Raw genomic sequence first — 24,907 nt, 5'->3', positions numbered from 1 at the left:
TTCCATGAGTACGCCTTCCATGAGTACCGCCATCGCCCCGGCGCCGGCCTATGCGGAGTTGGCCGCCGCCTCCCATTTCTCCTTCCTGCGCGGGGCGAGCGCGCCGGCGCGGCTGGTGGAGGTGGCGGTCCGCCTCGGTCACACCGGCCTCGGCATCGCCGATCGCAACACCGTTGCCGGCGTGGTGCGGGCCTATAGCGCGCTGGAAGAGCTGCGCCGCCTGGACGCGGACGAGAATGCGGGGGATGAAGACGATGCGGAAACGCGCGCCGCCAAGAGCCGTCTCGCCGCGCGCGCCCGCGCCTTCCGCCTCGCCACCGGCACCCGCCTCGTCTTCTCAGATAACACGCCGGACATCCTCGCCTATCCGGCGGATCGCGCCGGCTGGGGGCGGCTGTGCCGGCTGCTCACCACCGGCAACCGCCGGGCGAAGAAGGGGGAATGCCACCTCACCCTCGCCGACCTGCTGGCCGATCCCGGCGGCCTGCTGCTGGTGCTCATGCCCGGGCCGGGGGTGGACCTTTTGGCGGAGCGGCTGTCACCCGCCCTCGCCCGCCTTCAGGAGACCGCCCCGGGCGCGGTGTGGCTGGCCGCCGACATGCCGTTTGCCGGCGACGACCGGCGCCGCCTCGCCGCGCTGAAGGCATTGGCCGGCACCCATGGCGTGCCGCTGCTCGCGGTCAACGACGTGCTGTGCGCCACACCGCGCGAGCGCGACCTGCAGGACATCCTCACCTGTATCCGCGAGGGCACCACCATTTGCGAGGCCGGCCGCCGGCTTCAGGCCAACGCCGAGCGGCACCTGAAGCCCGCCGCCGAGATGGCGCGCCTGTTCAAGGATGCGCCGGAGGCCATCGCCGAGGGCGGCCACCTCCTCGCCCGCATGGACTTCAGCGTGGGCGAGCTGAAATACGAGTATCCGGAAGAGCCTGTGCCCCCCGGCTGGACCCCGCAGGCCTGGCTGGAGGAGCTGACCTGGCGCTGCGCGCGGGTGCGGTATCCGGCCGGCCTCCCCCCAAAGGTGGAACAGCTGCTGGCCGACGAGCTGGCCCTCATCCGGCAGCTTGAATACGCGCCCTATTTCCTCACCATTCACGACATCGTCCGCTTCGCCGAGAGCCGGGGCATCCTGTGCCAGGGGCGCGGCTCGGCGGCCAATTCCGCGGTGTGCTACGTGCTCGGCATCACCGCCGTGGACCCCGCCGACAACGACCTGCTGTTTGCCCGCTTCATCTCCACCGAGCGGCGCGAGCCCCCCGACATCGACGTGGATTTCGAGCACGAGCGGCGCGAGGAGGTGATCCAGCACATCTATGCGAAATACGGCCGCCACCGCGCCGGCATCGTCGCCACCGTCATCCATTATCGCCCGAGGAGCGCCATCCGCGACGTGGGCAAGGCGCTGGGCCTCACCGAGGACATCACCGCCCGCCTCGCCTCCACCCAGTGGGGCAGCTGGGGCCGCGACATCGCCGACAGCCAGATCCGCGAGGCCGGGCTCGACCCGTCGAACCCGCTCATCCGCCGGGCGGTGGACCTTGCCGGCCGCCTCATGGGCGCGCCGCGCCACCTGTCCCAGCATGTGGGCGGCTTCGTGCTGGCGCGCGGGCGCCTCGACGAGACCGTGCCCATCGGCAACGCCGCCATGGCGGACCGCACCTTCATCGAATGGGATAAGGACGACATCGACACCTTGCGCCTCATGAAGGTGGATGTGCTGGCGCTCGGCATGCTCACCTGCATTCGCAAGGCCCTCGACCTCATGCGCGACCATGAGGGCATCGACTGGGGCCTCGCCGACGTGCCGGGCGAGCAGAAGGATGTCTACGCCATGCTCTCGCGCGGGGATTCCATCGGCGTGTTCCAGGTGGAGAGCCGGGCCCAGATCAACATGCTGCCGCGCCTCAAGCCGCAAAAGTTCTACGACCTCGTCATCCAGGTCGCCATCGTGCGGCCCGGTCCCATCCAGGGCGACATGGTCCACCCCTACCTGCGCCGCCGCAACGGGCAGGAGAAGGTGGACTACCCCTCCCCCGACCCCGCGCACGGAAAGCCGGACGAGCTGTACCACGTGCTCCACAAGACCATGGGCGTGCCCCTGTTCCAGGAGCAGGCCATGAAGCTCGCCATGGTGGCGGCCTGCTTCTCGGACGCGGAGGCCAACCGCCTGCGCCGGGCCATGGCCACCTTCCGCAATCTCGGCACCATCCACGAGTTCGAGGCCATGATGGTGGAGCGCATGGTGGCGCGCGGCTACAAGCGCGACTTCGCCCAGCGCTGCTTCGAGCAGATCAAGGGCTTCGGCAGCTATGGCTTTCCCGAGAGCCACGCCGCCTCCTTCGCCAAGCTCGTCTACATCTCGTCCTACATCAAGTGCCGGCACCCGGCGGTGTTCGCCTGCGCGTTGCTCAATGCCCAGCCCATGGGCTTTTACGCTCCCGCCCAGATCGTGCGCGACGCCCGCGAGCATGCCGTGGAGGTGCGCGCCATCGACATCAACCACAGCCACCACGACAACACGCTGGAGCGCCGCGCCGACGGCGCGCTGGCCCTGCGCCTGGGGTTCCGGCAGGTGGACGGCTTCCATGAAGAATGGGGCGAACGCCTCGTCGCCGCGCGGGGGGTAGGTTTTTCCAGCATCGAGGTGCTGGCGCGCCGCGCCCGCCTGCCCACCCGTGCGGTGAAGCTGCTGGCGGATGCGGACGGCTTCCGCTCCCTCGGCCTCGACCGGCGCGCGGCCCTGTGGCACGCCCGCCGCCTGCCCGACGACGACGCCTTGCCTTTGTTCGCCGCGGCGGATGCCCGCGAGCTGGGTATGGAGGAAGAGGTGCGCCTGCCGGAGATGGCCCGCTCCGAGCACATCGTCGCCGACTACCAGACGGCGCGGCTTTCCCTGAAGGGGCATCCCATGGGCGAGCTGCGGGATCATTTCCGGGCCGGGCGCGTCCTCTCCTGCGCCGAGACGGCTGCGCTGAAGGACGGCGCCTTCGCCCGCACCGCCGGGGTGGTGCTGGTGCGTCAGCGGCCGGGCAATGGCAAGGCCATCTTCATCACGCTGGAGGACGAGACCGGCATCACCAACATCGTATTGTGGGCGCGCACGCTGGAGCGCTTCCGCCGCGCGGTGATGGGATCGCGCCTGCTCTTGGTGGAAGGCCGGGTGCAGAAGAGCCCGGAGGGGGTGGTGCACCTCATGGCCGAGCGCCTCGTCGACCGCACCGCCGACCTCGCTCTGCTCTCGCGCGTGCGCAAGCCGCAGATGGAGCTGTCGCGCGCCGACGAATTCGCCCACCCCCAGCATCCGCGCCAGCATCCGCGTGACGTGCGGGTGCTGCCGAAATCGCGGGATTTTCATTGAGAGGCGGGGATGGACGGGGACGGTTTTGGAATGAGGCTTTGGAACGAGGCCAAGCGGTCCCCCCTCGCCCTCTCGCGAGGGGGCCGGGGTGAGGGGACGCGCATGGACGGGGATAGGCGCCGGCCCCCCGCTCCCGACAAGCGGAGGGATGGACCCTCCGGTCAAGCCGAAGGGTGACGTCCTGTGACCAACAACGGACGGTGACAAGGCGGGAGAGCGCATCCCCCGCCCCTCGCCCCGCCCGTCAGAAAAAGCCCTTGGACGGCAGCGGCGTGCCCTTCACCAGAAGGGCGCCGATGGCCTGCGCCTTGTAGCTCGCCGGATTGTGGGCGGCGATGGTGCGGGCGTTGCGCCAGTGGCGGTCGAGGTTGACGCTGCGCTCGGTGGCGGAGGCCCCGCCCGCCTCGAACAACAGCGTACCGGCGCGCAGCGACAGTTCGTCCACCACGATCTTGGCCTGTGCCGCCGCCCGCGCGGCTTCCGCGGCAAGCGCCTCGGCCGGCTCGTTGCGGTCGCGGGCGCGGCTCACCCGGTCGAGGGCGTCGGCGGCGGCCAGCACGATGGCCTCGGCGGCGAAGGCGTGGCTCGCGATCTGGCCGATGGTCTGCTGCAGGAAGGGGTCGTCCACCGGGTTCGGCGTAGGCGCGTAATAGAAGCTGCGCTTGCGCCGGGTGACCAGCGCGATGGCATCCTCCAGCACGCCGCGCACGATGCCCGCCACCACGGTGGTGAGGAAGAGCTGGGCCTGGGTGTTGGAATAGGCGAGGCCATAGCCGCGGTCCGGCGTGTCGAAAATGGCCTCGTCCGCCTCCACCCGTACGCCGTGGAAGCGCGTGGTGCCCGAGCCGGTAAGGCGCTGGCCGGCACCGTCCCAGTCGTCCACCACCTCCAGCCCCTCGCGCTTGGTGGGGATGATCACCGAGGCGACGCGGCCGTCCCTGGTGCCCGCGCGCACCAGCATGGCGTCGGCGAACAGGGTGCCGGTGCTGTAATATTTCACGCCGTCCAGGCGGAAGCCGTCGCCGTCCGGCGACAGCACGGTGTCGGTGGGCACGCCACCGCCGGCAGGGCTGGCATTGGCCTCGGTGCTGGCGAGGCCGAACAGGGCGCCGTCGCGCACCTGCTGCTGCCACAAGCGGCTGCGGCCATCGGTGGGGACGCGGGTGAACTGCTCGGCCACGGTGAAATGATTGCGGAAGATGTGGGCGACGTTGGCATCCGCCGCCGCCAGCTCCAGCGCAAGCGCATAAAGCTCGCGGAAAGAGGCGCCGGCGCCGCCGTCCTCCTTCGAAAGGCGCAGGGCGCCGAAGCGGGCCTCGCGCAGCAGGTCCACCGCCTCGAACGGCAGGATGCGCTGGTGCTCGCGCTCCGACGAGCCGCGCCCGATATGTTCGATTAGGCGCCGCCAGGGCGCGGGATCAGCCACGGGCGGCCCCGGGAGGCGGACGGACAGGTCGGTGACGGGCTTGTTCATGAAGACCTCGAAGACTTGGAATGGGCAGAGTGAAGGGGCCCGGCGAAGGGCTCGAAATCAGAATTGCGCGAGATGATCGGAGACGGTGACAGGCTCGGGCAGGATCTTGCGCGCCACCAGCCAGTCCGCCGCCTTCTGGAGGTCGGCGACGAAGGCCTTGTCGGTGACGGGGATGAGCTTGTAGGTGCGCCGGCGCTCGATGAACTGGTCGCGGATCACGTCGGAATAGCCGGCGCGCTTCTGCACGATGGTCTCGGCCTCCACCGTGTTGGCATTCACCCACTTGGCCTCCTCCTCATAGGCGGCGGCCACGGCGCGGACGATCTGCGAATTCTCCTGCGAGAACTTGCGGCTGGTCACATACGAGCTGTAATCGATGTAGAATTCGAGGTCGCGACCCTCGAGGAAGATGTCGTGGGCCTTGTATTCGAGCCGCGCGATGTCGACGCCGGGGCTCCACATGGACCACGCGTCCACCTTGCCGGAGGCGAGCGCCGGAGCGGCGTCCGGCGGGTTGAGATAGACGAACTTCACCTTGGAGCGGTCGATGCCGTTCTTCTCCAGCGCCGCCACCAAAAGGAACTCGCCGAGGCCCGAGCGGTTCACCGCAACCGACTTGCCCACCAGGTCCGACACCGTGTCGATGCCCGAGCCGTCCTTGGCGATGATGGCGGTGGTACGCGGCTCGTAGAGCACGAACTGGCTGAACACCAGCGGCGAGCCGGCGATGATGGCGGCCAGCGCCGGGGTGGTGGAGCCGCCGAAGCCGAAATCGGCGCTGCCGCCGGTCACCGCCTGTAGGGTGGGCGCATGGTTGGGGAACGGGCCGAGCCATTCCACCTTGATGCCCTTTTCGGCCAGCGCCTTCTCGAAGGTGCCGCGCTCCTTGGCGATGAGGGTGAGGCCATGGAAGCCCCAGGTGAGGCGCACCGTGTCGGTGTTGCGGGTGTCGGGAGCAGCATTGGCGCCGAACGGCAGCAGGCCGGAAGCGGCGCCCGCGCCGGCGAGCGCGGTGGCAAGGAACTGGCGGCGGGAGGGGGTCAGGAACGAGGACATGGCTTCTCTTCCAAAAAGGGGATCAGGCGCTCCTGAGGTCGTCGACGACCCCGAGCTCGGCGAGGAGGATGGCGCGGGTGGCGGCGGGCTGACCCGGCGCCGAGGGCCGGTGCTCGGCGGCGATGGCGCCGCCGCGCATGACGAGGATGCGGTCGGCCAGCGCGATGGCCTCCACGACGTCGTGGGTGACGAGGAGCACGCCCGGCCGGTGCCGCGCGACCAGGTCCTTCACCAGCACATGCATGCGAATGCGGGTGAGGGCGTCGAGCGCCGCGAACGGCTCGTCCAGCAGCAGCAATTCGGGCTGCTGCACCAGCGCGCGGCCCAGCGCCACGCGCTGGGCCTGTCCGCCGGAGAGGTTGCGCGGCCAGTCGTCGAGCCGGCCGCCGAGGCCCACCTCGGCGAGCGCGGCGGCCGCCTTGTCGCGCGCGCCCTCGGCGAGCAGGCCCAGGGCCACGTTGCGCCACAGACTGTCCCACGGCAGCAGGCGCGGCTCCTGGAACACCACCGCCGGTCGTTTCGGCGCCTCGATGCGGCCGCCGTCGATGGGGTCGAGACCGGCGAGCGCCCGCAGCAAAGTGGTCTTGCCGCAGCCGCTCTCGCCCAGCAGGGCCACGAACTCGCCGCGCCTGATGGTGAGGTCGAGCCGGTCGATGACCACGCGCGACCCATAGGCCCGGCGCAGGCCGGACACCCGCACCGCTGCGGGGGCGTCCTGAAGGGCGGCGCTCATCGGGCCGCCCCGCTGAAATTGGGATGCCAGGCCAGCAGCCGGCGCTCCAGCAGCCGGGCAATGGAATCGGCCACCACGCCGATGAGGGCGTAGATGACGATGGTCAGCACCACCACGTCGGTACGCAGGAATTCGCGCGCATCCATGGCGAGGAAGCCGATGCCGGCCTGGGCGCCGATGGTCTCCGCCACCACCAGCGCCAGCCATGCGGTGGCCAGCGAATAGCGCACCCCGGTGAGGATGGAGGGCAAGGCCCCCGGCAGGATGATGCGGGTGATCATCTGCGCCGTGGTCAGGCCCTGCACCCGGCCCAGTTCCAAGAGCTTGCCGTCCACCTGCCGGATGCCCAGCGTGGTGTTGATGTAGATCGGAAAGGCGACGCCCAGCGCCACCAGGAAGATCTTCTGCCCCTCGCCCACGCCGAACCACACGATGACCAGCGGCAGCAGCGCCAGGAAGGGAATGGCGCGCACCATCTGCACGCTGCGGTCGATGAGCGCCTCGGCGAGGCGGGAGAAGCCCACCAGGATGCCCAGCGCGAAGGCGATGCTGCCGCCAATCGCGAAGCCCACCGCCGCGCGCAGCAGGCTGGTGCCGAGATCGTTCAGCAGTGAGCCCGTGGTGGCGAGGCGCCACGCCGTGCGCACCACCTTGCTCGGCGCCGGCAGCACTTGCGGGGTGACATAGCCGGTCTGGGCGAGGATTTCCCACACCGCCACCAGCAGCAGCGGCGCCAGCCAGGACAGGGCCAGAAGGGCGCGCGGGCCGAAGACGCGAACCCGGCGCGCAGGCGCGGCGGACGAGCCGGAGGCAAGGCCCGGCAAGGCAAGAATGGCGGTGTGGTCGGCTTGGCTCACGATGACCTCGGGGCGAGGGGAAAGGAAGGGCTCAGCCGGCCTGCGACTGGCGCAGTTCCACGCGCGGCGGCGCGGCGCGGCCAAGGCGCGGGAACACCTCCTGCGCGAAGCGGGCAAGCTCGACGGTGAGCGGCTGGAACTGCAACATGAACAATTCGATGCCGGCGGCATGGAAGGCGCGGATGCGCTCGGCCACCTGATCGTAGCTGCCCACCAGCCCCGCCGCGGTGCCGCCATTGGTGCCCACGCGCTCCGACTTGGCGAAGGTCTTCACCATCACCACGTTGGGATCGGTCCGGGCGGCCTGGGCGGCGCGCACGCTCGCATCCCTGGCGGCCAGAGCCGCGAGCCGCTGGTATTCCTCCTGCGCCTCTCGCTCGGTCTCCCGGGCGATGACGAAGGCGGCAAGGCCGAACGACAGGGGCGCAAGCGTGCGCGGGCGGCGCCTCAGGTCGGCGATAAAGGCGGTCACGTCCTCCAGCGGCTGGCCGTTGATGAAGAACACGTCCGCCGCATCCGCCGCCAGCGCGCGGGCGGGCTCGGATTCCCCGCCGAGATAGATGCGCGGCCGGGCGCGGTGGAGGTCCTTCGGGGTCAGCAGATAATCGGTGAGGGCGAAATTCTCGCCGGTGTGGGTCACGCTCTCGCCGCGGATGAGCTTCTCCACCACGGTGATCCACTCGCGGCCATAGGCGTAGCGTTCGTCATGCTCGCCGAAGGGGATGCCGGCCTTCTCGAATTCCGCCCGGTTCCAGGCGTTGACGAGGTTGAAGGCGAACCGCCCGCGGGAGATGTTCTCGATCTGCAGCGCCATCTTCGCCAGCACCACCGGATGGTAGAGATAGGGCTTGATGGCGGCGATGATCTCGATGCGGCTGGTGAGGGCCGCCAGCGCGGCTGAGGCGGTCCAGGCTTCAAGCTGGTCGTAGTCCGGCAGGTGCGGGTTCACCGTGTGCTGCGCCACCAGCGTCGCGTCATATCCCAGCGCCTCGGCCTGAAGCACCGTATCGCGATTGTGCTCCCACGACGCATTGAACGGCTCGGCCGGATCCTGAAGAGCCGCGCGCGGCCCGTGGACAGGCGCCCATACACCGATGCGAAGAGGAGGGAGGGACATGGCTTACCCTTTTGTCAATTATTTCCATAAAAAAGATCGATATAATGGACATGTCAAGCCGCGCCGACGTCACAGCGCCTTCAGGAAGGCCACCAGCGCGGCCTTTTCCCCAGTGGTGAGGCCCAGCGGGCGGATGTGCGGGGCACGCCGGGCGGCCTCGCGATACAGCGGGCGCTCGGCCTCCCGGGCGTTGCGCGCCCACACTTCACCGCCGCCCCGGTCATAGAAATTCACCACCCCATCCAGGGTCGGAAACAGGCCGTTGTGCATGTAGGGCGGGCTCTCGCTCAGATGGCGCAGGGACGCCGTGCGGAAGCGCCCCGCATCCTCGCCGTCACCGGTGACGGCGAAGCGGCCGAGGTCCTGCGCCGGCTCGCCGAAGAAGGAGAGGCGCAGATTATGGAAGCCCTCGTCGGAAAGGCGCGGGCCGAAATGGCAATTGGCGCAGCGCGCCTTGGTGCGGAAAAGGTGCAGGCCGGCCACTTCAGTATCGGTTAGCGCGGCCCGGTCGCCGGCCATGAAGCGGTCGAAACGGGTGGGCGTATCCAGCGTCTCCAGATAGCCGGCCAGCGCCGCCGCGAGGGTGCGCGGGGACGCGCCCTCCGCCCCGAAAAGGCGCGTGAAATCGGCCGCATAGGGGCTGGCGGACAGGCGCGTCATCACCAAGGCGAGGCTGGTGTTTCCCATCTCGTCGGCGGCGGCGAGCGGGGCGAGCACGCGGGCGGACAGGGTCCCGCCCCCGCCGTCCCAGTCGAGGTTCGGACGGCCGGCGACGGCAAACAGCGCCGGCGGATTGCGCCGCCCCGGCGCTCCGCCGATGCCCCGCCCAACCGCCTCCGGCACGCTGAAGCCGTGGGCGGGATCATGGCAGGAGGCGCAGGCGATGCGCCCGTCGGCGGAGAGCATCCCATCGCGGAACAACCGCCCGCCCAGCTCCGCCTCAGGCGAATGCGGCGCAGGCGGCGGCGCGGCGGCGAGTTCCACGAAGGCGACGCCGGGGTCGATCCACGGCACCGGCCATGTCTGCGGCGGCCCGGCATAGGCGGCGCGCAGATCCTGCGCGCGTTCCTGCGCCAACGCGGGGGGAAGGCTGGCCAGCGCCATAAGACCCGCCGCGATCGCCGCCGCGCGGGTGAACCGGCGCCTCAATGGCAATCCGCCGCCACCTGATCGCGATAGACCTCGAACGAGACGGTGGCGGCCCATTTCTCGCGCCGCGCCTGCCATGTCTGGGAATTCGACAAGGGCTTGAGGGCACCTTCCACCGCCTCGGCAAGGCCGGCATCGTCCGGCGCCACGGCCACCACCAGGTCCGTGGGCTCCACCGCCGGCAGGGTGGCGGAGAACTTCTGCCACGACATCTTGCCGAACAAGGGATCGAGCAGCGCCCGGTCATGCAGGGCGGCGTCGCATTCGCCGGTACGCACCGACATCAACGCCTGCGCCGGGGCGCGCAGCACCCGCACCTGCGCCCCCAGCCGCACGGCCAAGGCGAGGCCGTGCGCATTGGCCTCCGTCACGCAGACAGTGCGGCCCTGAAGCGCGCTCCACGCCTTGAGCGGCCGGTCCGAACGCATGGCGAGGCTGAGGCCCGAGGAGAAGCCTGTCTCCACCACCCGGGCGCGGCGGCGCAGGGGATCCTCGGCACCGGCGCGGGTCACCACCAGGTCCACCTCGCCCGCCTTCAGCGCCTGCTCGGCGGCCTCGGGCGCGATGCGCACCAGCCGCAGTTCGGCCGCGAGCGCACCGGCGAGCACGGCGGCAAGATCCAGCTCGAATCCCTCCTCCATATAAAGCCGCATGTCCGGGGTGTCCGGCGGCGGCAGCCAGCCCACGCCCACCCGCAGCGGCCGGCCGGAAAAGTCCGGCGCAGGTCCCCGCGCCACGGCCGAGACCACGGCAAATCCCGCCGCGAAGAGGGCCGCCGCCACAAGACAAGCCAGGGCGACACCGCCAAGCAGCAGACGCAGGATAGACCGGGGTGGACGGAAGGTCAGAGACATGAGCACGGGCACCCGAAGCGGAAATTCGCCAATCGACAGAATGTGCTGCGCCCCAGCCGCCCCGCCTCTTCCCGGCCCGCGGCGGACCTAGGGGCAGATCAGGGCTTGAAAGCCGGATTGCTATTTTATATAAAATCTGTCGATTATATGTACATTGCAAGCCATTCTTGGCCTGCCCGCCTCATTTCATCCCCGAGAGACGCCCATGCCCCACCAGCCTTCCCTTGCCCGCGCCGTCCGGCCCGGCCTCATCTCCGCAACCCTGGCACTCGCGCTGACCCTCGCCGCACCCGCCCTCACCCCGGCGCGGGCGGAAGAGGTCCTGCCCTCCATCAATCTCCAGCTCACGCCCTGGACGGTGATCGCGCAGGAGAAGGGCTTCTTCAAAGACGCCTTCGACAAGATCGGCACCACCAAGGTGAACCTCATCGCCTCGGGCGCGGCCGACCTGCTCGGCGCCGAAGCGGCGGCGGTGAACGGCGGGGCCATCGCCATCGCCCAGCGCATGATCTATCCGGCCACCGTCCACCGGGCCAACGGCCTCGACGGCGTCATCATCTGGGCGTCCGAGCCCTCCAACCGCTACCGCGCGCCCATCCTCGCCCGCGCCGACAACGACAAGATCAATTCGGTGGCCGACCTCGACGGCAAGAAGTTCGGGTCGAGCCGCATCTCCTGCTACTGGTCCTCGCCCTTCGAGGTGACCACCAAGGCCGGTCTGCCGTTCGATTCCAGAGATAAGCAGGGCCGGATCCGCTACACGTCCATCGACAATTCGGCGGTGGCCATCACGTCCGTCCTCACCGGCGCCACCGACGCGACGACGGCGCACCTCGCTGCCGGCGCCTTCGCCGGCGCGTGGCTCTCCGGCAAGCTGAAGGTGATCGGCCGCTCGCCCGACGACGGCGTCTATGTGAACAATGCCGGCCGCGTCACCTACTTCGCCCGCCGCGATTTCGTGAACAAGTATCCGCAGGTGGTCAAAGCCTTCCTCGCCGCCCGCGAACGCACCCGCGAATGGACCTCCGACCACGTGGACGAGGCGGCCGAGATCGTCGCCGACAAGACCCGCGTGCCGCTGGAAGTGGCCAAGTTCCAGATCACCCATGCAGGCGAGTGGGAGTTCATGGCCGGCGAGCCCAATGCCGAGCGCGCCCGCAATGCCATCAAGACCTTCCAGGCCTGGTACGTGGAAAACGGTGACGACATCCTCGCCGAACGCGGCCTGACCAGCGCGCAGATCGATGCCTTCATCGACGGGCGCTTCTTCGTTGGCGGCCAATACTCCATCTACAACTGATGAAATTGCGCCGGGACACGCTCCCGGCGCTCTTCCTTGAAGCTTTTTTCCGCGATCCGGACACTCAGCACATGGCCAATACATCGGACACCATCGAAGCCGCGGCGGTCGAGGCCGGCACGGTCGATCGCCCGGCGCCGCGGTTTGCCGGTGGCCTCTTCGGCGCGGGGCGGCCCAACCTCATCGGCCTCATCCTGCCCTTCGCCATTCTGGCGCTGTGGCAGACCGCGGCGGCCAACAAGTGGATCGATCCGGTCTTCCTGCCGGCGCCGATCACGGTGGTGACCGCCTTCTGGAAGATGCTGACCAAGCAGCATCTGGCCTTCGACTTCCTGGCCTCCATCAGCATCGTGGGGCAGGCCTTTCTCTACGGCTCGGTGGCGGCGATCATCCTCGGCATCGCGGCCGGGCTGTCGCGCAAGGTGGAGCAATTCTTCGGGCCCACCTTCGACACCATCCGCCATATTCCCGGCATCGCCTGGCTGCCGCTGATCGTGCTGTGGCTCGGCATCGGCGCGCCGGCGAAGGTGCTGGTCATCGCCAAGTCGGTGTTCTTCCCGGTGTTCCTCAATACGCTGCAGGGCATCCGCAACGTGGAGAAGAACTATATCGAGCTGGCGAAGGTGCTCACCCTCACCCGCTGGCAGCTGGTGCGCAAGGTGATCGTGCCCGCCGCCATGCCCTCCATCATGGTGTCCCTGCGCTATGCGGCGGGCCTTGCCTGGGCGCTGGTGGTGGTGGCGGAAGGCCTTTCGGGCCTTTCGGGCCTCGGCTTCCTCATCTTCCGCGCCCAGGGCCTGCTGCTCACCGACCAGTTGCTGGTGTGCATGGTCATCATCGGCCTCGTGGGCTTCGCCATCGACCGCTCCATGTATGTCGCCCAGAAGCGGGTGCTGAAGTGGAAGCAGGGCTACGACGGCTGACCCCAGAACCTCAGGAGCCAGACCATGGCCACCCCCGGACATCTTGAATTCCGCAACGTGTCGAAGACCTATGCCCTGCCGGGCCGGCCCCTCGTCAACGTGCTCTCCCACGTGAGCTTCGATGTGGAGCCCGGCGCCTTCGTCACCATCGTGGGGCCGAGCGGGTGCGGGAAATCCACCCTGCTGCGCCTCGTGGTGGGGCTGGATGAGGATTATCGCGGCGACATCCTGCTCAACGGCCGCCGCATCACCGGCACCTCGCTCACGCGGGGCATCGTGTTCCAGGACCATCGCTTGCTGCCGTGGCTGACGCTCGAGCAGAACATCGGCCTGAGCCTTGAAAACTCCGGCTGGAGCCAGAAGGAGAAGGCCGAGGCTGTGGCCGAGCATATCGCCCTCGTGGGTCTCTCCGGCTTCCAGAAGGCCTATCCCCACGAATTGTCCGGCGGCATGGCCCAGCGCGGCGCCATCGCCCGCGGCCTTGCCAGCCGGCCGGAAATCCTGCTGCTGGACGAGCCGCTCGGCGCGCTGGACGCCCTCACCCGCGTGCATCTGCAAGCGGAGATCCAGCGCATCTGGGAGACCGAGGGCACCACCATGATCCTCGTCACCCACGACGTGGAGGAGGCGGTCTATCTCAGCCACCGGGTGGTGGTGATGAGCGCCAATCCCGGCCGCGTGGTGGAAGACCTCACCATCGACCTGCCCTTCCCCCGCGATCGGGCGGATGGCGAGTTCGTCGCGCTCAAGCGGCGCATCCTCGCCGCCATGGGCGAGGATGGCGGCAGCCGGCGGGACGCGGCGTGACGGGCGCCGCTCGCATGCGGGGCGCCGCCCTCCGAAGTGCCGCCTTCGCCACCGTGCTGCTGGCCGCCCTGCCGGCCGCCGCCATGGACACCGCGCCATCCACCGACCTGCCCGACCTCTCGCAGAGCCGGGCGGCCATCTATGCCGGGGATTATGAGCGGGCGCTGGCGCTGCTGATGCCGCTGACGGCCACGGTGCGCCATGCCGATCTCTACAATCTGATCGCCTTCGCCAACCGCAACCTGAAGCGTTACGACGAGGCGGCGCGCTGGTACAAGGAAGCCCTGTTCTACGATCCGGCCCATCGCCCGGCGCTGGAATATCAGGGCGAGCTTTTCATCGCGATCGGCGACTTCAAGAAGGCTGAGAAGAACCTCGAGCTGATCCACCTGCTCTGCCACCCGAAGGGCTGCGAAGAGGCCGACAAGCTGCGCGACGCCTTGCGCGCGGCCGGACGAAACCCTGCGTCCTGAACGCCCGTTCGCCTGCAAAGGGCTGCGACGGCACGGCTCACACCTAATTCAACAAGTTCTATTGACATTATGCATAATTGCCCGTCATTTTCAGGGAAATGACGGAGCTTCCCATGAGTCATCCCGTTCCCGTTCCTGCTGCCGCCGCGCAGAGCCCGGACATCTTCTGGTTCATCCCCACCCATGGCGACGGCGCCTATCTGGGGTCGGAGACGCGGCAGCGCCCGCCGGAATTCGCCTACTTCCGCGAAGTGGCGCAGGCGGTGGACCGGCTCGGCTTCAAGGGCGTGCTTTTGCCCACCGGCCAGAGCTGCGAGGACAGCTGGATCACCGCGGCGGGCCTTGCCACCGCCACCGAGCGGCTGAAATTCCTGGTGGCGCTTCGCCCCGGCGTCACCACGCCGGCCTTCGCCGCGCGGCAGGCGGCAGCCCTCGACCGGCTCAGCGACGGCCGGCTTCTCCTCAACGTAGTGGTGGGCGGCCATCCGGCGGAACTCGCCGCCGACGGCATCTTCCTCGACCACGACGCCCGCTACGCCCAGGCCGACGAATTTCTCTCCATCTGGCGCGATCTGGTGGCTGGCAAAACCGTGGACCACACCGGCAAATACTATCGGGTGGAACACGGCCGGCTCGACTTCCCGGTGGTGCAGCAGCCCCACCCGCCCCTGTGGTTCGGCGGCTCGTCCGAGGCCGGCCACGAGGTGGCGGCCGAGCACACCAGCGTCTATCTCTCCTGGGGCGAGCCGCCCCATATCCTGAAAGACAAGCTTGCCGATGTGCAGGCGCGGGCCGCCAGGCGCGGGCGCAAGCTGAAGTTCGGCCTGCGCATCCATTTCATCGTGCGCGAGACCGAGGCCGAGGCCTGGGCCGCTGCCGACAGGCTCATCTCCCAGGTCTCCGACGAGCAGATCGAAAGCGCGCAGAAGCGCTTCAAGGTGGAGATGGATTCGGTCGGCCAGGCGCGCATGGCTGCGCTCCAGCCCGGCGACCGCAACAAGCTGGAGATCGCGCCCAACCTGTGGGCCGGCATCGGCCTGGTGCGACGCGGCGCCGGCACCGCGCTGGTGGGAGACCCCAAGAGCGTCGCCGCCCGCATCCGCGAATATCAGGAGATCGGCATCGAGACCTTCATCGGCTCGGGCTATCCGCACCTGGAAGAGGCCTATCGCGTCGCCGAGCTGCTGTTCCCCGAGCTTGGCATCGACGGTCGCCGCCGCAAGGTTTCCGACAATATCGTCAATGAGTTCGCCGTGGGCTCCCACCTCGCGGAGCGGCGTCGCGCCGCCGTGTCCTGAGCCCCGAGGAGATGAAGATGAGCACCCCCGAGTTCTCGCGCCCCAAGTTCTCGCGCCGCATGTTCTCGCGCCGCTCCTTCACGCGCCTCGCCGCCGCCAGCGTGGTGCTGTCCGCAGCCTTCGCTGCCGTGCCGGCGCGGGCGGAAGGCGTGCTGCGTATCGCCCAGCAGTTCGGCACCCTCTACACGCCCTTCCACGTGCTGCGCGAAAAGGGCCTCATCGAGAAGCACGGCAAGGAACTGGGCATCGACATCAAGGTGGAGTGGATCCGCCTGTCCGGCGGCGGCGCGGTGAATGACGCGCTGCTCTCCGGCAGCATCGACATCGCCTCCGCCGGCATCGGGCCGTTCCTCACCATCTGGGACAAGACCCGCGGCACGGCGCAGGAGGTGAAGATCGTCGGCGCCTTCGGGGCGCAGCCCAACTTCCTGCTCACCAACAATCCCAATGTGAAGACCATCAAGGACTTCACCGACAAGGACAAGATCGCGACGCCGGCGGCGGGCGTCTCGGTGCAGGCGCGCATCCTGCAGATGGCGGCGGAGCAGGCCTTCGGCCCCGGCAATGCCAAGAAGCTCGACCCGCTGATGGTCACCCTGCCCCATCCCGACGCCACCGCCGCGCTGATCGCCGGCGGCACCGAGATCACGTCCCACCTGTCCAACCCGCCGTTCCAGAACCAGGCGCTGAAGGACCCCAAGGTCCACAAGGTGTTCTCCTCCTACGACATCCTCGGCGGCCCGGCGACGCCCACTGTCGCCTACACCACGGTGAAGTTCCGCCAGGAGAATCCCAAGACCTACAAGGCCTTCCTGGACGCCTTCGCCGAGGCCACCAAATGGGTGGACGAGAACAAGAAGGAAGCGGCCGAGATCTACGTGAAGGTGGAGCAGTCCAAGCTCGATCCCGCCTTCATCGCGGAAGTCCTGTCCGACCCCGAGGTGACCTATACGCTGGTGCCCCTCGGCACCATCAAGTTCGCGGACTTCATGAACCGGATCGGTGCCATCAAGAACAAGCCCACCAGCTGGAAGGAATTCACCTTCGAAGAGCTGCACTCGGCCTCCGGCAGCTGAGGGCACGACCATGACCGCCGCAGCCGCACGTCTTGAATCTCGTCCCCAAATCCTGCCCGCGCCGCACCCGGCAAAGGCCGCGGTTCAGGCCACGCCCGTCCTTGAGGCGCGCGGGCTCACCCTCGACTATGCCGGCGCGAAGGGCCGGCACCGGGCGGTGGAGGACGTGAGCTTCTCCGTCGCGGCCGGCGAGCGGCTGGTGCTGCTGGGGCCGTCGGGCTGCGGCAAGTCCTCCATCCTCAAGGCGCTGGCCGGCTTCCTGAAGCCGGCGGCGGGAACGGTCCAGATCCGCGGCAAGGCCATCACCGGGCCGGGGCCGGACCGCATCGTGGTGTTCCAGGAATTCGACCAGCTCCTGCCCTGGAAGAGCGTGCGCGACAACGTGGCCTTCCCCCTGCGCGTCGCCCGCAGGATGTCGCAGAAGGAGGCCCGCGCCCGCGCCGAGGCGGCGCTGGTGAAGGTGGGCCTCGCCCGCGCGCTGGATGCCTATCCGCACACGCTGTCTGGCGGCATGAAGCAGCGCGCCGCCATCGCCCGCGCGCTGGCCACAGACCCCGACGTGCTGCTCATGGACGAGCCCTTCGCGGCGCTCGACGCCCTCACCCGCCGCACCCTGCAGGACGACCTGCTGGCGCTGGCCGAGGAACAGGGCTTCACCCTGGTGTTCGTCACCCACGCCATCGACGAGGCGGTGCTCATCGGCACGCGCCTGCACCTGCTCGCGGCCCATCCGGGCCGTACCCTCGCCACCTTCGACACCGCCGCCTTCGGTATTTCGGCGCGCGGCACTCCGGCCTTCGAGGCGGTGGTGCGCGATGTCCATAATCTCATCTTCACCGACGGAGGCCATCATGTCTGACACCACCGTGTCCGGCTCGGGTCTCGCCAACACAGCCCGCCCCCGCACCGAGGCGCCCACGCGTCCCTTGCCCAGGGCCGCCCTCGCCCGGCTGTGGGGCTTCACGCTGGTGCGCCGCGCCGTGGTGCTGGCGGCGCTGGCTGCCCTCTGGCAAATCGCTTCGGTGTGGCAGAACAATCCGCTGCTGTTCCCCACCTTCACCGACACCATGTCGGCGCTGGCCTCGGCGCTCACCGAGGGCGACCTCCTGCCCGCCGCCCTCGCTTCCCTCGCGGTGCTCGTCAAGGGTTACGTGCTGGCGGTGGCGCTGGCCTTGGTGCTGGTCTCGGCCGCCATCGCGGTGCCGTTCCTGAAAGAGGTGCTGTTGACGCTCACCGCCATGTTCAATCCCCTGCCCGCCATCGCGCTTCTGCCTTTGTCCATGCTGTGGCTGGGCCTCGGCGAGGCCAGCCTGCTGCTGGTGATGGTGCATGCGGTGCTCTGGCCATTCGCCCTGGCGGCCCTCACCGGCTTCGAGCAGGTGCCCGAGACCCAGCGCCTCGTCGGCCGCAATTACGGGCTGAAGGGGCTGTCCTACGTGGCGCTCATCCTCATCCCGGCGGCCCTGCCCTCGCTGCTGTCGGGGCTGAAGATCGCCTGGGCCTTCGCCTGGCGCACGCTGATCGCGGCCGAGCTGGTGTTCGGCGTGTCCTCCCGCTCCGGAGGGCTCGGCTGGTTCGTCTATCGCAACCGCAACGAGCTGCTCACCGACCGTGTCTTCGCCGGCCTGCTCACGGTGATCCTCATCGGGTTGACCGTGGAGGTGCTGTTTCGCGCGGTGGAGCAGCGCACGGTGCGGCGCTGGGGTCTCCAACGCTGACGCTACGGAATACAAGAGCGCCTTACCTTTACTGGTACTCCGCCCCGTCGCCATCGCGAATAAAGTGCCGTTGCGGAGGAAAAGACGTCCTCAGCGGTCGCGCTTCACGATTTATCCACAAAAACGCGTGAGGCTGTGCCCAGATGGAATTACAGCTGGGAAGCCGCCACCGTGAAGCCGCTCCTGATCGTTTCTGGTATTCTGGTCGCGAGCGCCGTTGGCGCGGGCGTGGCGATCTCCCCCATGCTCACGTCGGCCAAGGCCGTGAGGGACGATGGACCTGCGACCACGCAGTCCATCTCGCAAAACGCCTCCGGCGCGCAGGCCAAAGGCGCGTCGGGAAAGGGCACGCAGGCTGAGGCCGTGGCCCCGGCACCCGCTCCGGCCCCTCCGCCGGTGGTGACTCCGCGCAAGAACTACACCTACAAGTCGTTCAACGTGGATGGCCAGTACATCGCCATGACGTTCGACGACGGCCCCAACCCGGAGACCACGCCCCAATTGCTCGCCATCCTGAAGGAGCGCGGCATCAAGGCCACCTTCTTCGTGCTGGGCAACATGGTGGCCAAGCACCCCGAAGTGCTGAAGATGATCTCCGACGAGGGCCACGAGATCGGCAGCCATTCCTGGAGCCACCCGCAGCTGACGCGCATCAGCCAGGCGGCGGTGGACAAGGAGCTGGGCAATACTTCCGAGGCCATCTTCCAGGTCACCGGCAAGCGTCCCATGTATCTGCGCCCGCCCTACGGCTCCATGAAGCCGACCCTGCGCACCTATATCGAGGACAAGTTCGGCCTCACCGTCGTCAACTGGTCGGTTGACCCGAACGACTGGAAGTTCCGTGACAGCCAGAAGGTGCATGATGCCATCATCGCCCAGGCGGCGCCGGGGGCCATCGTGCTCTCCCACGACATCTATCCGACCACGGTGGCGGCCATGCCGCGCATCCTCGATGAGCTGATCGCCAAGGGCTACAAGTTCGGCACCCTGTCCGACCTCGTCGCCATGGACAAGACGCCGAAGGTGCAGCTCGTCGCCGCCCTGCCCAACGGCAAGCCGCAGCAGGCGAGCCAGAAGCCACAGAAGCCCAAGCCCGCCACGGCCTCCGCCAAGCCGGATGCCAAGCCCGCCAAGCCGGCGGCCAACGCCGCCCCACAGCAGCGCGCCGGCGGCGTCTACTGAGGCAGCCTGTCCTTTTCAAACCGCAGAGCCCGTTCCCCCGGAACGGGCTCTTTTCATTTGTGCGTGTGGCGGGGCGCCCGTGCGGCTGAAACGATTTGAAGGTTCCAGCCAGCGCTCCTACAAAGGCCAAAAGCAAGATGCGCCGGCACCCGATGCCGACGCCATGAGACAGGGAGCAGGCCCATGACCAGCACCGGGGAAACGCCGAAGACCACCAAGCGCGCCGGCGTCGTGGGGCTCGGCTCCATGGGCTTCGGCATGGCGCAGTCCCTGCTGCGGGCGGGGCTCGATGTGGCCGGCTGCGACGTGGGTCCCGAAGCCGTGGCCCGCTTCGTGGCCCAGGGCGGGCGCGGCGGCGCGTCCCCCGCCGAGGTGGCGAAGGGCGCCGACATGGTGGTGAGCGTGGTGGTGAATGCCGCGCAGACCGAGGCCATCCTGTTCGGCCCCGAAGGCGTGGCGCAGACGCTGCCGGACGGCGCGGTCTTCATCTCCTGCGCCACCATGGACCCGGACGTGGCCCGCGCCCTCGCCGCGCGGCTCGAAGTCACCGGGCGACATTATCTAGATGCGCCCATCTCCGGCGGCGCGCAGCGGGCAGCGGAAGGCGCGCTCACCATCCTCGCCTCTGGCAGCCCGGTGGCCTTCGCCAGAGCCCGGCCGGCCTTGGATGCCATGGCGGCCAAGCTTTACACCCTGGGCGATGCGGCGGGGGCTGGCGCGGCCTTCAAGATGATCAACCAGCTGCTCGCCGGCGTACACATCGCCGCCGCATGCGAGGCCATGGCCTTCGCCGCCCGGCAGGGGCTCGACCTGAAGAAGGTGTATGAGGTGATCACCGCATCGGCCGGCAACAGCTGGATGTTCGAGAACCGCATGCCCCACGTGCTCTCTGGCGACTACACGCCCAAAAGCGCGGTGGACATCTTCGTGAAAGACCTCGGCATCGTGCAGGACATGGCCCGCAGCGCCAAATTCCCGGTGCCGGTTTCCGCCGCCGCGCTCCAGATGTTCATCGCGGCCTCCGCCTCCGGCATGGGGCGCGATGACGACGCCTCCGTGGCGCGGCTCTATGCGCAGATCACCGGAACCAAGCTGCCGGGTGTCTGAATGGGCGCATGGGGGCCGGAGGAGCGCTTTGGGGCCGGCGTGCCTGCGCGGCCAGAAGGCGCCCGCTTTCCTCTTGCGCCTGTTACATTTTGTCATCCATCGTCACGCGCCCGGCATGCTGCCGCAATCCGGGACCGTCAGGGTCGCGCCGTTCGCTGGCGTCCGGTGCAAGCCCCCGTCGGACACAGCGCGCGCCGGTTCGCGAGGCGAACAGGCGATCAACAAAAGGCAACACGTCCCGTCCCGGGCTTCCCCACGGGAGCGGGACTGCGCCAGATCAGGAGAACCCTCATGTCCCGTGCTGCTCTTGCCGCGATGCTTGCCGCGCCGTTGGTTGCCTACGGCCTCTCCCTGGGCTTCGCCGCCGGCGCCGGGGCGCAAACCGCCGAACAGGTCACCGCCCTGCGCACCGCCTGCGAGACTGACGTGAAGAAGCTGTGCGCGGGCATCCAGCCGGGCGGCGGCCGCCTCCTCCAGTGCCTCAAGGAACACAAGGACGAGGTGACCCCGCCCTGCCAGGCGAGCCTGGGCGCACTGGCCGCCAGCATGCGCAAGCAATAGAGCGATAGAGCGCTCGGGGCGGGTGCGGGCTCAGGCCACGGCCAGAAGGCTCGCATTGCCGCCCGCAGCCGCCGTGTTCACGCTGAGCGAGACCTCTTCCAGCAGCAGGCTCACCGGAAAGGCAAAGGGCGAGGCGGCGATCTCGTCCGCCGTCGCCCCATGGAGCGGCACGATCGGCCCCGGCCGCGCCGCGAGGCGCCCGGCCATGGCCACGAGCCGCGCGCCCTCCCCTTCCGCCAGCGCCGCCGCGAAGGGGCCGCCCTCTGCCCCCATAGCTTGCCCATCCAGGCGGACGCGCGCCGCCACCGCCGGCGGCAGATCCACGAGCTGCCTCAAGAGCCCCGCCTCGGCCTCGACCACCACCCGGTTACCGGTGGCCAGCGCTGTGCCGATCTGGCGCATCAGCCCCGTCTCGCTGGTCGGCAGCAACAGCAGCGTGCCGCGCGGACGCAGCCGCCAGGTATTGCGCTCGCCCACCGGGCCGGGCAGGTCCGCCGACAGGCCGAGGGGCACGGCCTGCGCCAACGCCCGCACCGCCGCCGCGTCGTCCGCGCGCCCTCGCCCCTCCAGCCAATCGACGAAGGCCAGCGCCGCCCCGTCCGGCGTGCCGGCGCCAAGGGCGAAGGCCGGGCCCGTCACCAGCCGGCTGAGATACAGCGGCCCGCCCGCCTTCGGCCCGGTGCCGGAGAGGCCGTGGCCGCCGAACGGCTGCACCCCCACCACCGCGCCGATCATGTTGCGGTTCACATAGAGGTTGCCGGCCCCCACCTGCCCCGTCACGGCGGTGATGGTCTCATCCAGCCGCGTGTGCAGGCCGAAGGTGAGGCCGTAGCCGGTGGCGTTGATGTCCTCCACGAGGCGGCGCAGATCCGCCCGCCGCCAGCGCAGCACATGCAGCACCGGGCCGAACACCTCGGCGGTGAGATCGGCCATGGATGAAATCTCGATCAGCGTCGGCGCCACGAAGGTGCCGTTGACCGCCTCCGCCGGCAGCGGCAGGCGATGGACGGGAAAGCCCCGCGCCGCCATGGCGGCCACATGAGCCTCGATGCCCGCCCGCGCCTCGGCGGTGATGACCGGACCCACATCCACAGCAAGCCGGTCCGTGCGGCCGATCTCCAGCTCCACCATGGCGCCCTTCAGCATGGCGAGCATGGGGGCAGCCACCTCCTCCTGCAGACACAGCACGCGCAGCGCCGAGCAGCGCTGGCCGGCGCTGTCGAAGGCAGAGGCGAGCACGTCCGCCACCACCTGCTCGGGCAAGGCGGAGCTGTCCACGATCATGGCATTCTGCCCGCCGGTCTCGGCGATGAGCGGCACCGGCTTGCCCTGCGCCGACAGGCGTTGGGTGAGCACCCCGGCGATGCGCCGCGCCACCTCCGTGGAGCCGGTGAACATGACCCCCGCCACTTCCGGCGCCGCGACCAGCGCCGCCCCCGCCGCCCCGTCGCCGGGCAAAAGCTGGAGCACATCCTGAGGGATGCCGGCGGCGTGCAGCAGGCGCACCGCCTCGGCGGCGATGAGGGGCGTTTCTTCCGCCGGCTTGGCGAGCACGGGATTGCCCGCCGCCAGCGCCGCCGCCACCTGCCCGGTGAAGATGGCGAGGGGGAAGTTCCACGGACTGATGCAGGCCACCGGCCCCAGCGGACGATGGTCGCGGGTGAGGCGGGCTGTCGCCTCGTCGGCATAATAACGCAGGAAATCCACCGCCTCGCGCACTTCGGCCACGGCGTTGGCGGCGGACTTGCCCGCCTCGCGCATGATGAGGCCGAGCAGATGTGGCATCTGGGCTTCCAGCATGTCGGCAGCTGCGCGCAGAGGGGTGGCCCGTTCGGCCGGTGAGCGCGCCGCCCAGCTGGGCGCCGCAGCGGCGGCCCTCGCCACCGCCCGCGCCACATCGTCCGCGCCCGCCTCGCGCGCTTCACCCACCGCGTCGCGATGATCGCCGGGATTGCGCACCATCCGCGCCGGCCCGCCGCCGCCCGCAGGATGCGCCCGCCATGGCGTCGCGCGGCCCGCCACGAGGGTCTGGCCCAGGGCAGCCAGCACGGCATCGCTCGACAGGTCGAGGCCGGCGGAATTGGCCCGCCTGCCATAGAGATCGCGCGGGGCGGCGATGGCGGGGCTGGGAGAGCCGGGGTCCACCATGGCGGACACGGTCTCGGCCGGATCGGCGATCAGCTCCGCCAGCGGCACGCTGTCATCGGCAAGGCGATGGACGAAGGAGGAATTAGCCCCGTTCTCCAGTAGCCGCCGCACCAGATAGGCGAGCAGCGTCTCGTGGGTACCTACCGGCGCATAGATGCGGCACGGCCGGGCAAGCGGCCCCACCACCTCCTCGTACAAAGCTTCGCCCATGCCGTGGAGGCACTGGAACTCGTAGTCGCCCGCGCGGAAATCCGGCCCTGCCAGCTCGTAGATGGCGGCCAGCGTCTGGGAATTGTGGGTGGCGAACTGGGGAAAGACCGCATCGCGCGCGGCAAGCAGCTTGCGGGCGCAGGCGATGTAGCAGAGGTCCGTGTGAACCTTGCGGGTGAAGACGGGGAAATCCGCCACCCCATCCACCTGCGCGCGCTTGATCTCGGCATCCCAATAGGCGCCCTTCACGAGGCGCACCATGATGCGCCGGCCGGTGCGGCGGGCCAGATCAATGATGAAGTCGAGCACCGCGGGGCAGCGCTTGCCATAGGCCTGCACCACGAAGCCGATGCCATCCCACCCCGCAAGGCCGGGATGGGCGGCGAGCGCCTCCAGCAGGTCCAGGGAGAGTTCCAGGCGGTCCTGCTCCTCGGCATCGATATTGATGCCGATGTCGTAGCGCCGGGCCAAAAGCGCGAGGTGTTCAAGGCGCGGCAGCAGTTCCGCCATCACCCGCCCGGCCTTGGCGCGAGCATAGCGCGGATGAAGCGCGGAGAGCTTCACCGAGATGCCCGGCCCCTTGTGGATGCCCCGCCCCGCCGAAGCCTTGCCGATGGCCTCGATGGCGGCGCCATAGGCCGCGAAATAGCGCTCGGCGTCAGCCGCCGTCATGGCCGCCTCGCCCAGCATGTCGAAGGAATAGGAGAAGCCCTGCGCCTCGCGCTTGCCGGCGCGGTGCAGCGCCTCCTCAATGGTGCGGCCCATGACGAACTCGGCGCCCATCAGGGCGATGGCCATGTCCACCGCCCGCCGGATCAGAGGTTCGCCGCAGCGGGCCACAAGGCGGGTGAGCGCGGTGCCGAGACGCCCGTCGTCGGCGGTGGCGGTGAGCCTGCCGGTGAGGACGAGGCCCCAGGTGGCCGCATTCACGAACAGGGAGCGCCCGCCGCCGAGATGCGCCTGCCAGTCGCCATGGCCGATCTTGTCGCGGATGAGAGCATCGCGGGTGGCGCTGTCGGGAATGCGCAGCAGCGCCTCGGCAAGGCACATGAGGGCCACGCCCTCCTGGCTGGAGAGGGCATATTCCTGCACCAGCGCCGCCACCACCGATCCGCGCGGCTTCGCCCTCAGCCGGGTGACGAGATCCCCCGCCCGCGCGGCGATGCGGGCGCGCAGCTCTGTCGGAAGTCGGGCTGCGGGCAAAAGATCGGCGATCACCTCCCGCTCTGGCCGGCGGTGGGCGATGGCGAGCGCCGCGCGCAGGGCCGGAGGCGGGCCGGCCGGTGGCGCGAAATCGGCGAACAGGGGGGCGGCTTCAGAGGCGGGCAAGGGCGCGGCGGCAGCGTGGATCATCTGGATTTCCTCGTCCCTCCGGCCTGCGAATCCCCGTGGCACGGAACGGCTTCGACGACGGGATTCATCCTAATCCAGAGACGGCAGGCATTCCGGCTTTTCATATGGCGGACGATCGATCAAACTGACTTTAAATGACCGCTATATGAGATA

At 69.2% G+C, this 24,907-nt stretch carries 20 protein-coding genes; 12 read left to right on the top strand and 8 right to left on the bottom strand.

What is annotated here, in order from left to right; all coding sequences use genetic code 11:
* The first annotated feature begins 4 nt into the window (after positions 1 to 4).
* Positions 5 to 3,358 (top strand): error-prone DNA polymerase, encoded by a 3,354-nt coding sequence (locus FBQ73_RS02735; protein ID WP_210236650.1) that lies wholly within the window; start codon positions 5 to 7, stop codon positions 3,356 to 3,358.
* 244 nt (positions 3,359 to 3,602) lie between these two features.
* On the opposite strand, the gene FBQ73_RS02730 is transcribed toward FBQ73_RS02735, so the two are convergent.
* The 7 genes from FBQ73_RS02730 to FBQ73_RS02700 all read right to left on the bottom strand — a co-directional run bounded on the left by FBQ73_RS02730 (position 3,603) and on the right by FBQ73_RS02700 (position 10,598).
* Positions 3,603 to 4,832 (bottom strand): acyl-CoA dehydrogenase family protein, encoded by a 1,230-nt coding sequence (locus FBQ73_RS02730; protein ID WP_138397991.1) that lies wholly within the window; start codon positions 4,830 to 4,832, stop codon positions 3,603 to 3,605.
* Between the two features lie 57 nt (positions 4,833 to 4,889).
* Positions 4,890 to 5,888: an NrtA/SsuA/CpmA family ABC transporter substrate-binding protein gene (locus tag FBQ73_RS02725; protein ID WP_138397990.1), complete on the bottom strand. Its 999-nt coding sequence runs from the start codon at positions 5,886 to 5,888 to the stop codon at positions 4,890 to 4,892.
* A 22-nt stretch (positions 5,889 to 5,910) separates the two neighbouring features.
* On the bottom strand, positions 5,911 to 6,621 hold the full coding sequence (locus FBQ73_RS02720) for an ABC transporter ATP-binding protein (protein WP_138397989.1): 711 nt from the start codon (positions 6,619 to 6,621) through the stop codon (positions 5,911 to 5,913).
* Complete coding sequence (locus tag FBQ73_RS02715; protein ID WP_392567215.1) at positions 6,618 to 7,445, bottom strand: ABC transporter permease subunit; 828 nt, start codon at positions 7,443 to 7,445, stop codon at positions 6,618 to 6,620. Before FBQ73_RS02715 ends, FBQ73_RS02720 begins: the two co-directional genes overlap by 4 nt.
* Positions 7,446 to 7,509: 64 nt before the next feature.
* Positions 7,510 to 8,595 carry an LLM class flavin-dependent oxidoreductase gene (locus FBQ73_RS02710; RefSeq protein WP_138397988.1) on the bottom strand — a complete coding sequence of 362 codons (1,086 nt, stop codon included), beginning with the start codon at positions 8,593 to 8,595 and terminating at the stop codon, positions 7,510 to 7,512.
* Positions 8,596 to 8,664: 69 nt separating this feature from the next.
* Complete coding sequence (locus tag FBQ73_RS02705; RefSeq protein ID WP_246089527.1) at positions 8,665 to 9,699, bottom strand: cytochrome-c peroxidase; 1,035 nt, start codon at positions 9,697 to 9,699, stop codon at positions 8,665 to 8,667.
* 41 nt (positions 9,700 to 9,740) lie between these two features.
* On the bottom strand, positions 9,741 to 10,598 hold the full coding sequence (locus FBQ73_RS02700; RefSeq protein ID WP_138397986.1) for a transporter substrate-binding domain-containing protein: 858 nt from the start codon (positions 10,596 to 10,598) through the stop codon (positions 9,741 to 9,743).
* 205 nt (positions 10,599 to 10,803) lie between these two features.
* Here FBQ73_RS02700 and FBQ73_RS02695 point away from each other — a divergent pair, with 205 nt between their 5' ends.
* From FBQ73_RS02695 to FBQ73_RS02645, 11 genes are all read left to right on the top strand, one after another.
* Entirely contained in the window at positions 10,804 to 11,898 is a 1,095-nt protein-coding gene (locus tag FBQ73_RS02695) for an ABC transporter substrate-binding protein (RefSeq protein ID WP_138397985.1), read from the top strand.
* Positions 11,899 to 11,969: 71 nt separating this feature from the next.
* Positions 11,970 to 12,821, top strand: a complete 852-nt coding sequence (locus FBQ73_RS02690; protein WP_138397984.1) for an ABC transporter permease — start codon at positions 11,970 to 11,972, stop codon at positions 12,819 to 12,821.
* A 24-nt stretch (positions 12,822 to 12,845) separates the two neighbouring features.
* Positions 12,846 to 13,628 carry an ABC transporter ATP-binding protein gene (locus FBQ73_RS02685; protein WP_138397983.1) on the top strand — a complete coding sequence of 261 codons (783 nt, stop codon included), beginning with the start codon at positions 12,846 to 12,848 and terminating at the stop codon, positions 13,626 to 13,628.
* A complete protein-coding gene (locus FBQ73_RS02680) occupies positions 13,625 to 14,101 on the top strand; it encodes a tetratricopeptide repeat protein (protein WP_246089526.1) in 477 nt (158 codons plus the stop codon). The genes FBQ73_RS02685 and FBQ73_RS02680 overlap by 4 nt, the downstream gene beginning before the upstream one ends.
* Before the next feature lie 113 nt (positions 14,102 to 14,214).
* A complete protein-coding gene (ssuD, locus tag FBQ73_RS02675; RefSeq protein WP_138397982.1) occupies positions 14,215 to 15,399 on the top strand; it encodes an FMNH2-dependent alkanesulfonate monooxygenase in 1,185 nt (394 codons plus the stop codon).
* Between the two features lie 17 nt (positions 15,400 to 15,416).
* On the top strand, positions 15,417 to 16,475 hold the full coding sequence (locus FBQ73_RS02670; RefSeq protein ID WP_246089525.1) for an ABC transporter substrate-binding protein: 1,059 nt from the start codon (positions 15,417 to 15,419) through the stop codon (positions 16,473 to 16,475).
* Positions 16,476 to 16,485: 10 nt separating this feature from the next.
* Positions 16,486 to 17,334 (top strand): ABC transporter ATP-binding protein, encoded by an 849-nt coding sequence (locus FBQ73_RS02665; RefSeq protein WP_210236648.1) that lies wholly within the window; start codon positions 16,486 to 16,488, stop codon positions 17,332 to 17,334.
* Positions 17,327 to 18,193: an ABC transporter permease gene (locus tag FBQ73_RS02660; protein ID WP_138397981.1), complete on the top strand. Its 867-nt coding sequence runs from the start codon at positions 17,327 to 17,329 to the stop codon at positions 18,191 to 18,193. The genes FBQ73_RS02665 and FBQ73_RS02660 overlap by 8 nt, the downstream gene beginning before the upstream one ends.
* 171 nt (positions 18,194 to 18,364) lie before the next feature.
* The gene (locus tag FBQ73_RS02655; protein ID WP_170218725.1) at positions 18,365 to 19,375 is read left to right on the top strand and encodes a polysaccharide deacetylase family protein; all 1,011 of its coding nucleotides are present in this window, start codon (positions 18,365 to 18,367) and stop codon (positions 19,373 to 19,375) included.
* Positions 19,376 to 19,558: 183 nt separating this feature from the next.
* Positions 19,559 to 20,482 carry an L-threonate dehydrogenase gene (ltnD, locus tag FBQ73_RS02650; protein ID WP_138397979.1) on the top strand — a complete coding sequence of 308 codons (924 nt, stop codon included), beginning with the start codon at positions 19,559 to 19,561 and terminating at the stop codon, positions 20,480 to 20,482.
* Between the two features lie 291 nt (positions 20,483 to 20,773).
* Positions 20,774 to 21,043, top strand: coding sequence for a cysteine rich repeat-containing protein (locus FBQ73_RS02645; RefSeq protein ID WP_246089524.1), 270 nt, complete (start codon positions 20,774 to 20,776; stop codon positions 21,041 to 21,043).
* A 30-nt stretch (positions 21,044 to 21,073) separates the two neighbouring features.
* Here FBQ73_RS02645 and putA read toward each other — a convergent pair whose 3' ends face one another.
* The gene (gene putA, locus FBQ73_RS02640; RefSeq protein ID WP_138397978.1) at positions 21,074 to 24,754 is read right to left on the bottom strand and encodes a bifunctional proline dehydrogenase/L-glutamate gamma-semialdehyde dehydrogenase PutA; all 3,681 of its coding nucleotides are present in this window, start codon (positions 24,752 to 24,754) and stop codon (positions 21,074 to 21,076) included.
* Positions 24,755 to 24,907: the final 153 nt, after the last annotated feature.

It is taken from the genome of Xanthobacter autotrophicus (assembly GCF_005871085.1).
Classification (GTDB): domain Bacteria; phylum Pseudomonadota; class Alphaproteobacteria; order Rhizobiales; family Xanthobacteraceae; genus Xanthobacter; species Xanthobacter autotrophicus.
Note: the sequence above shows the minus strand (reverse complement) of the source record. Positions and strands in the feature narration are given on the sequence as shown.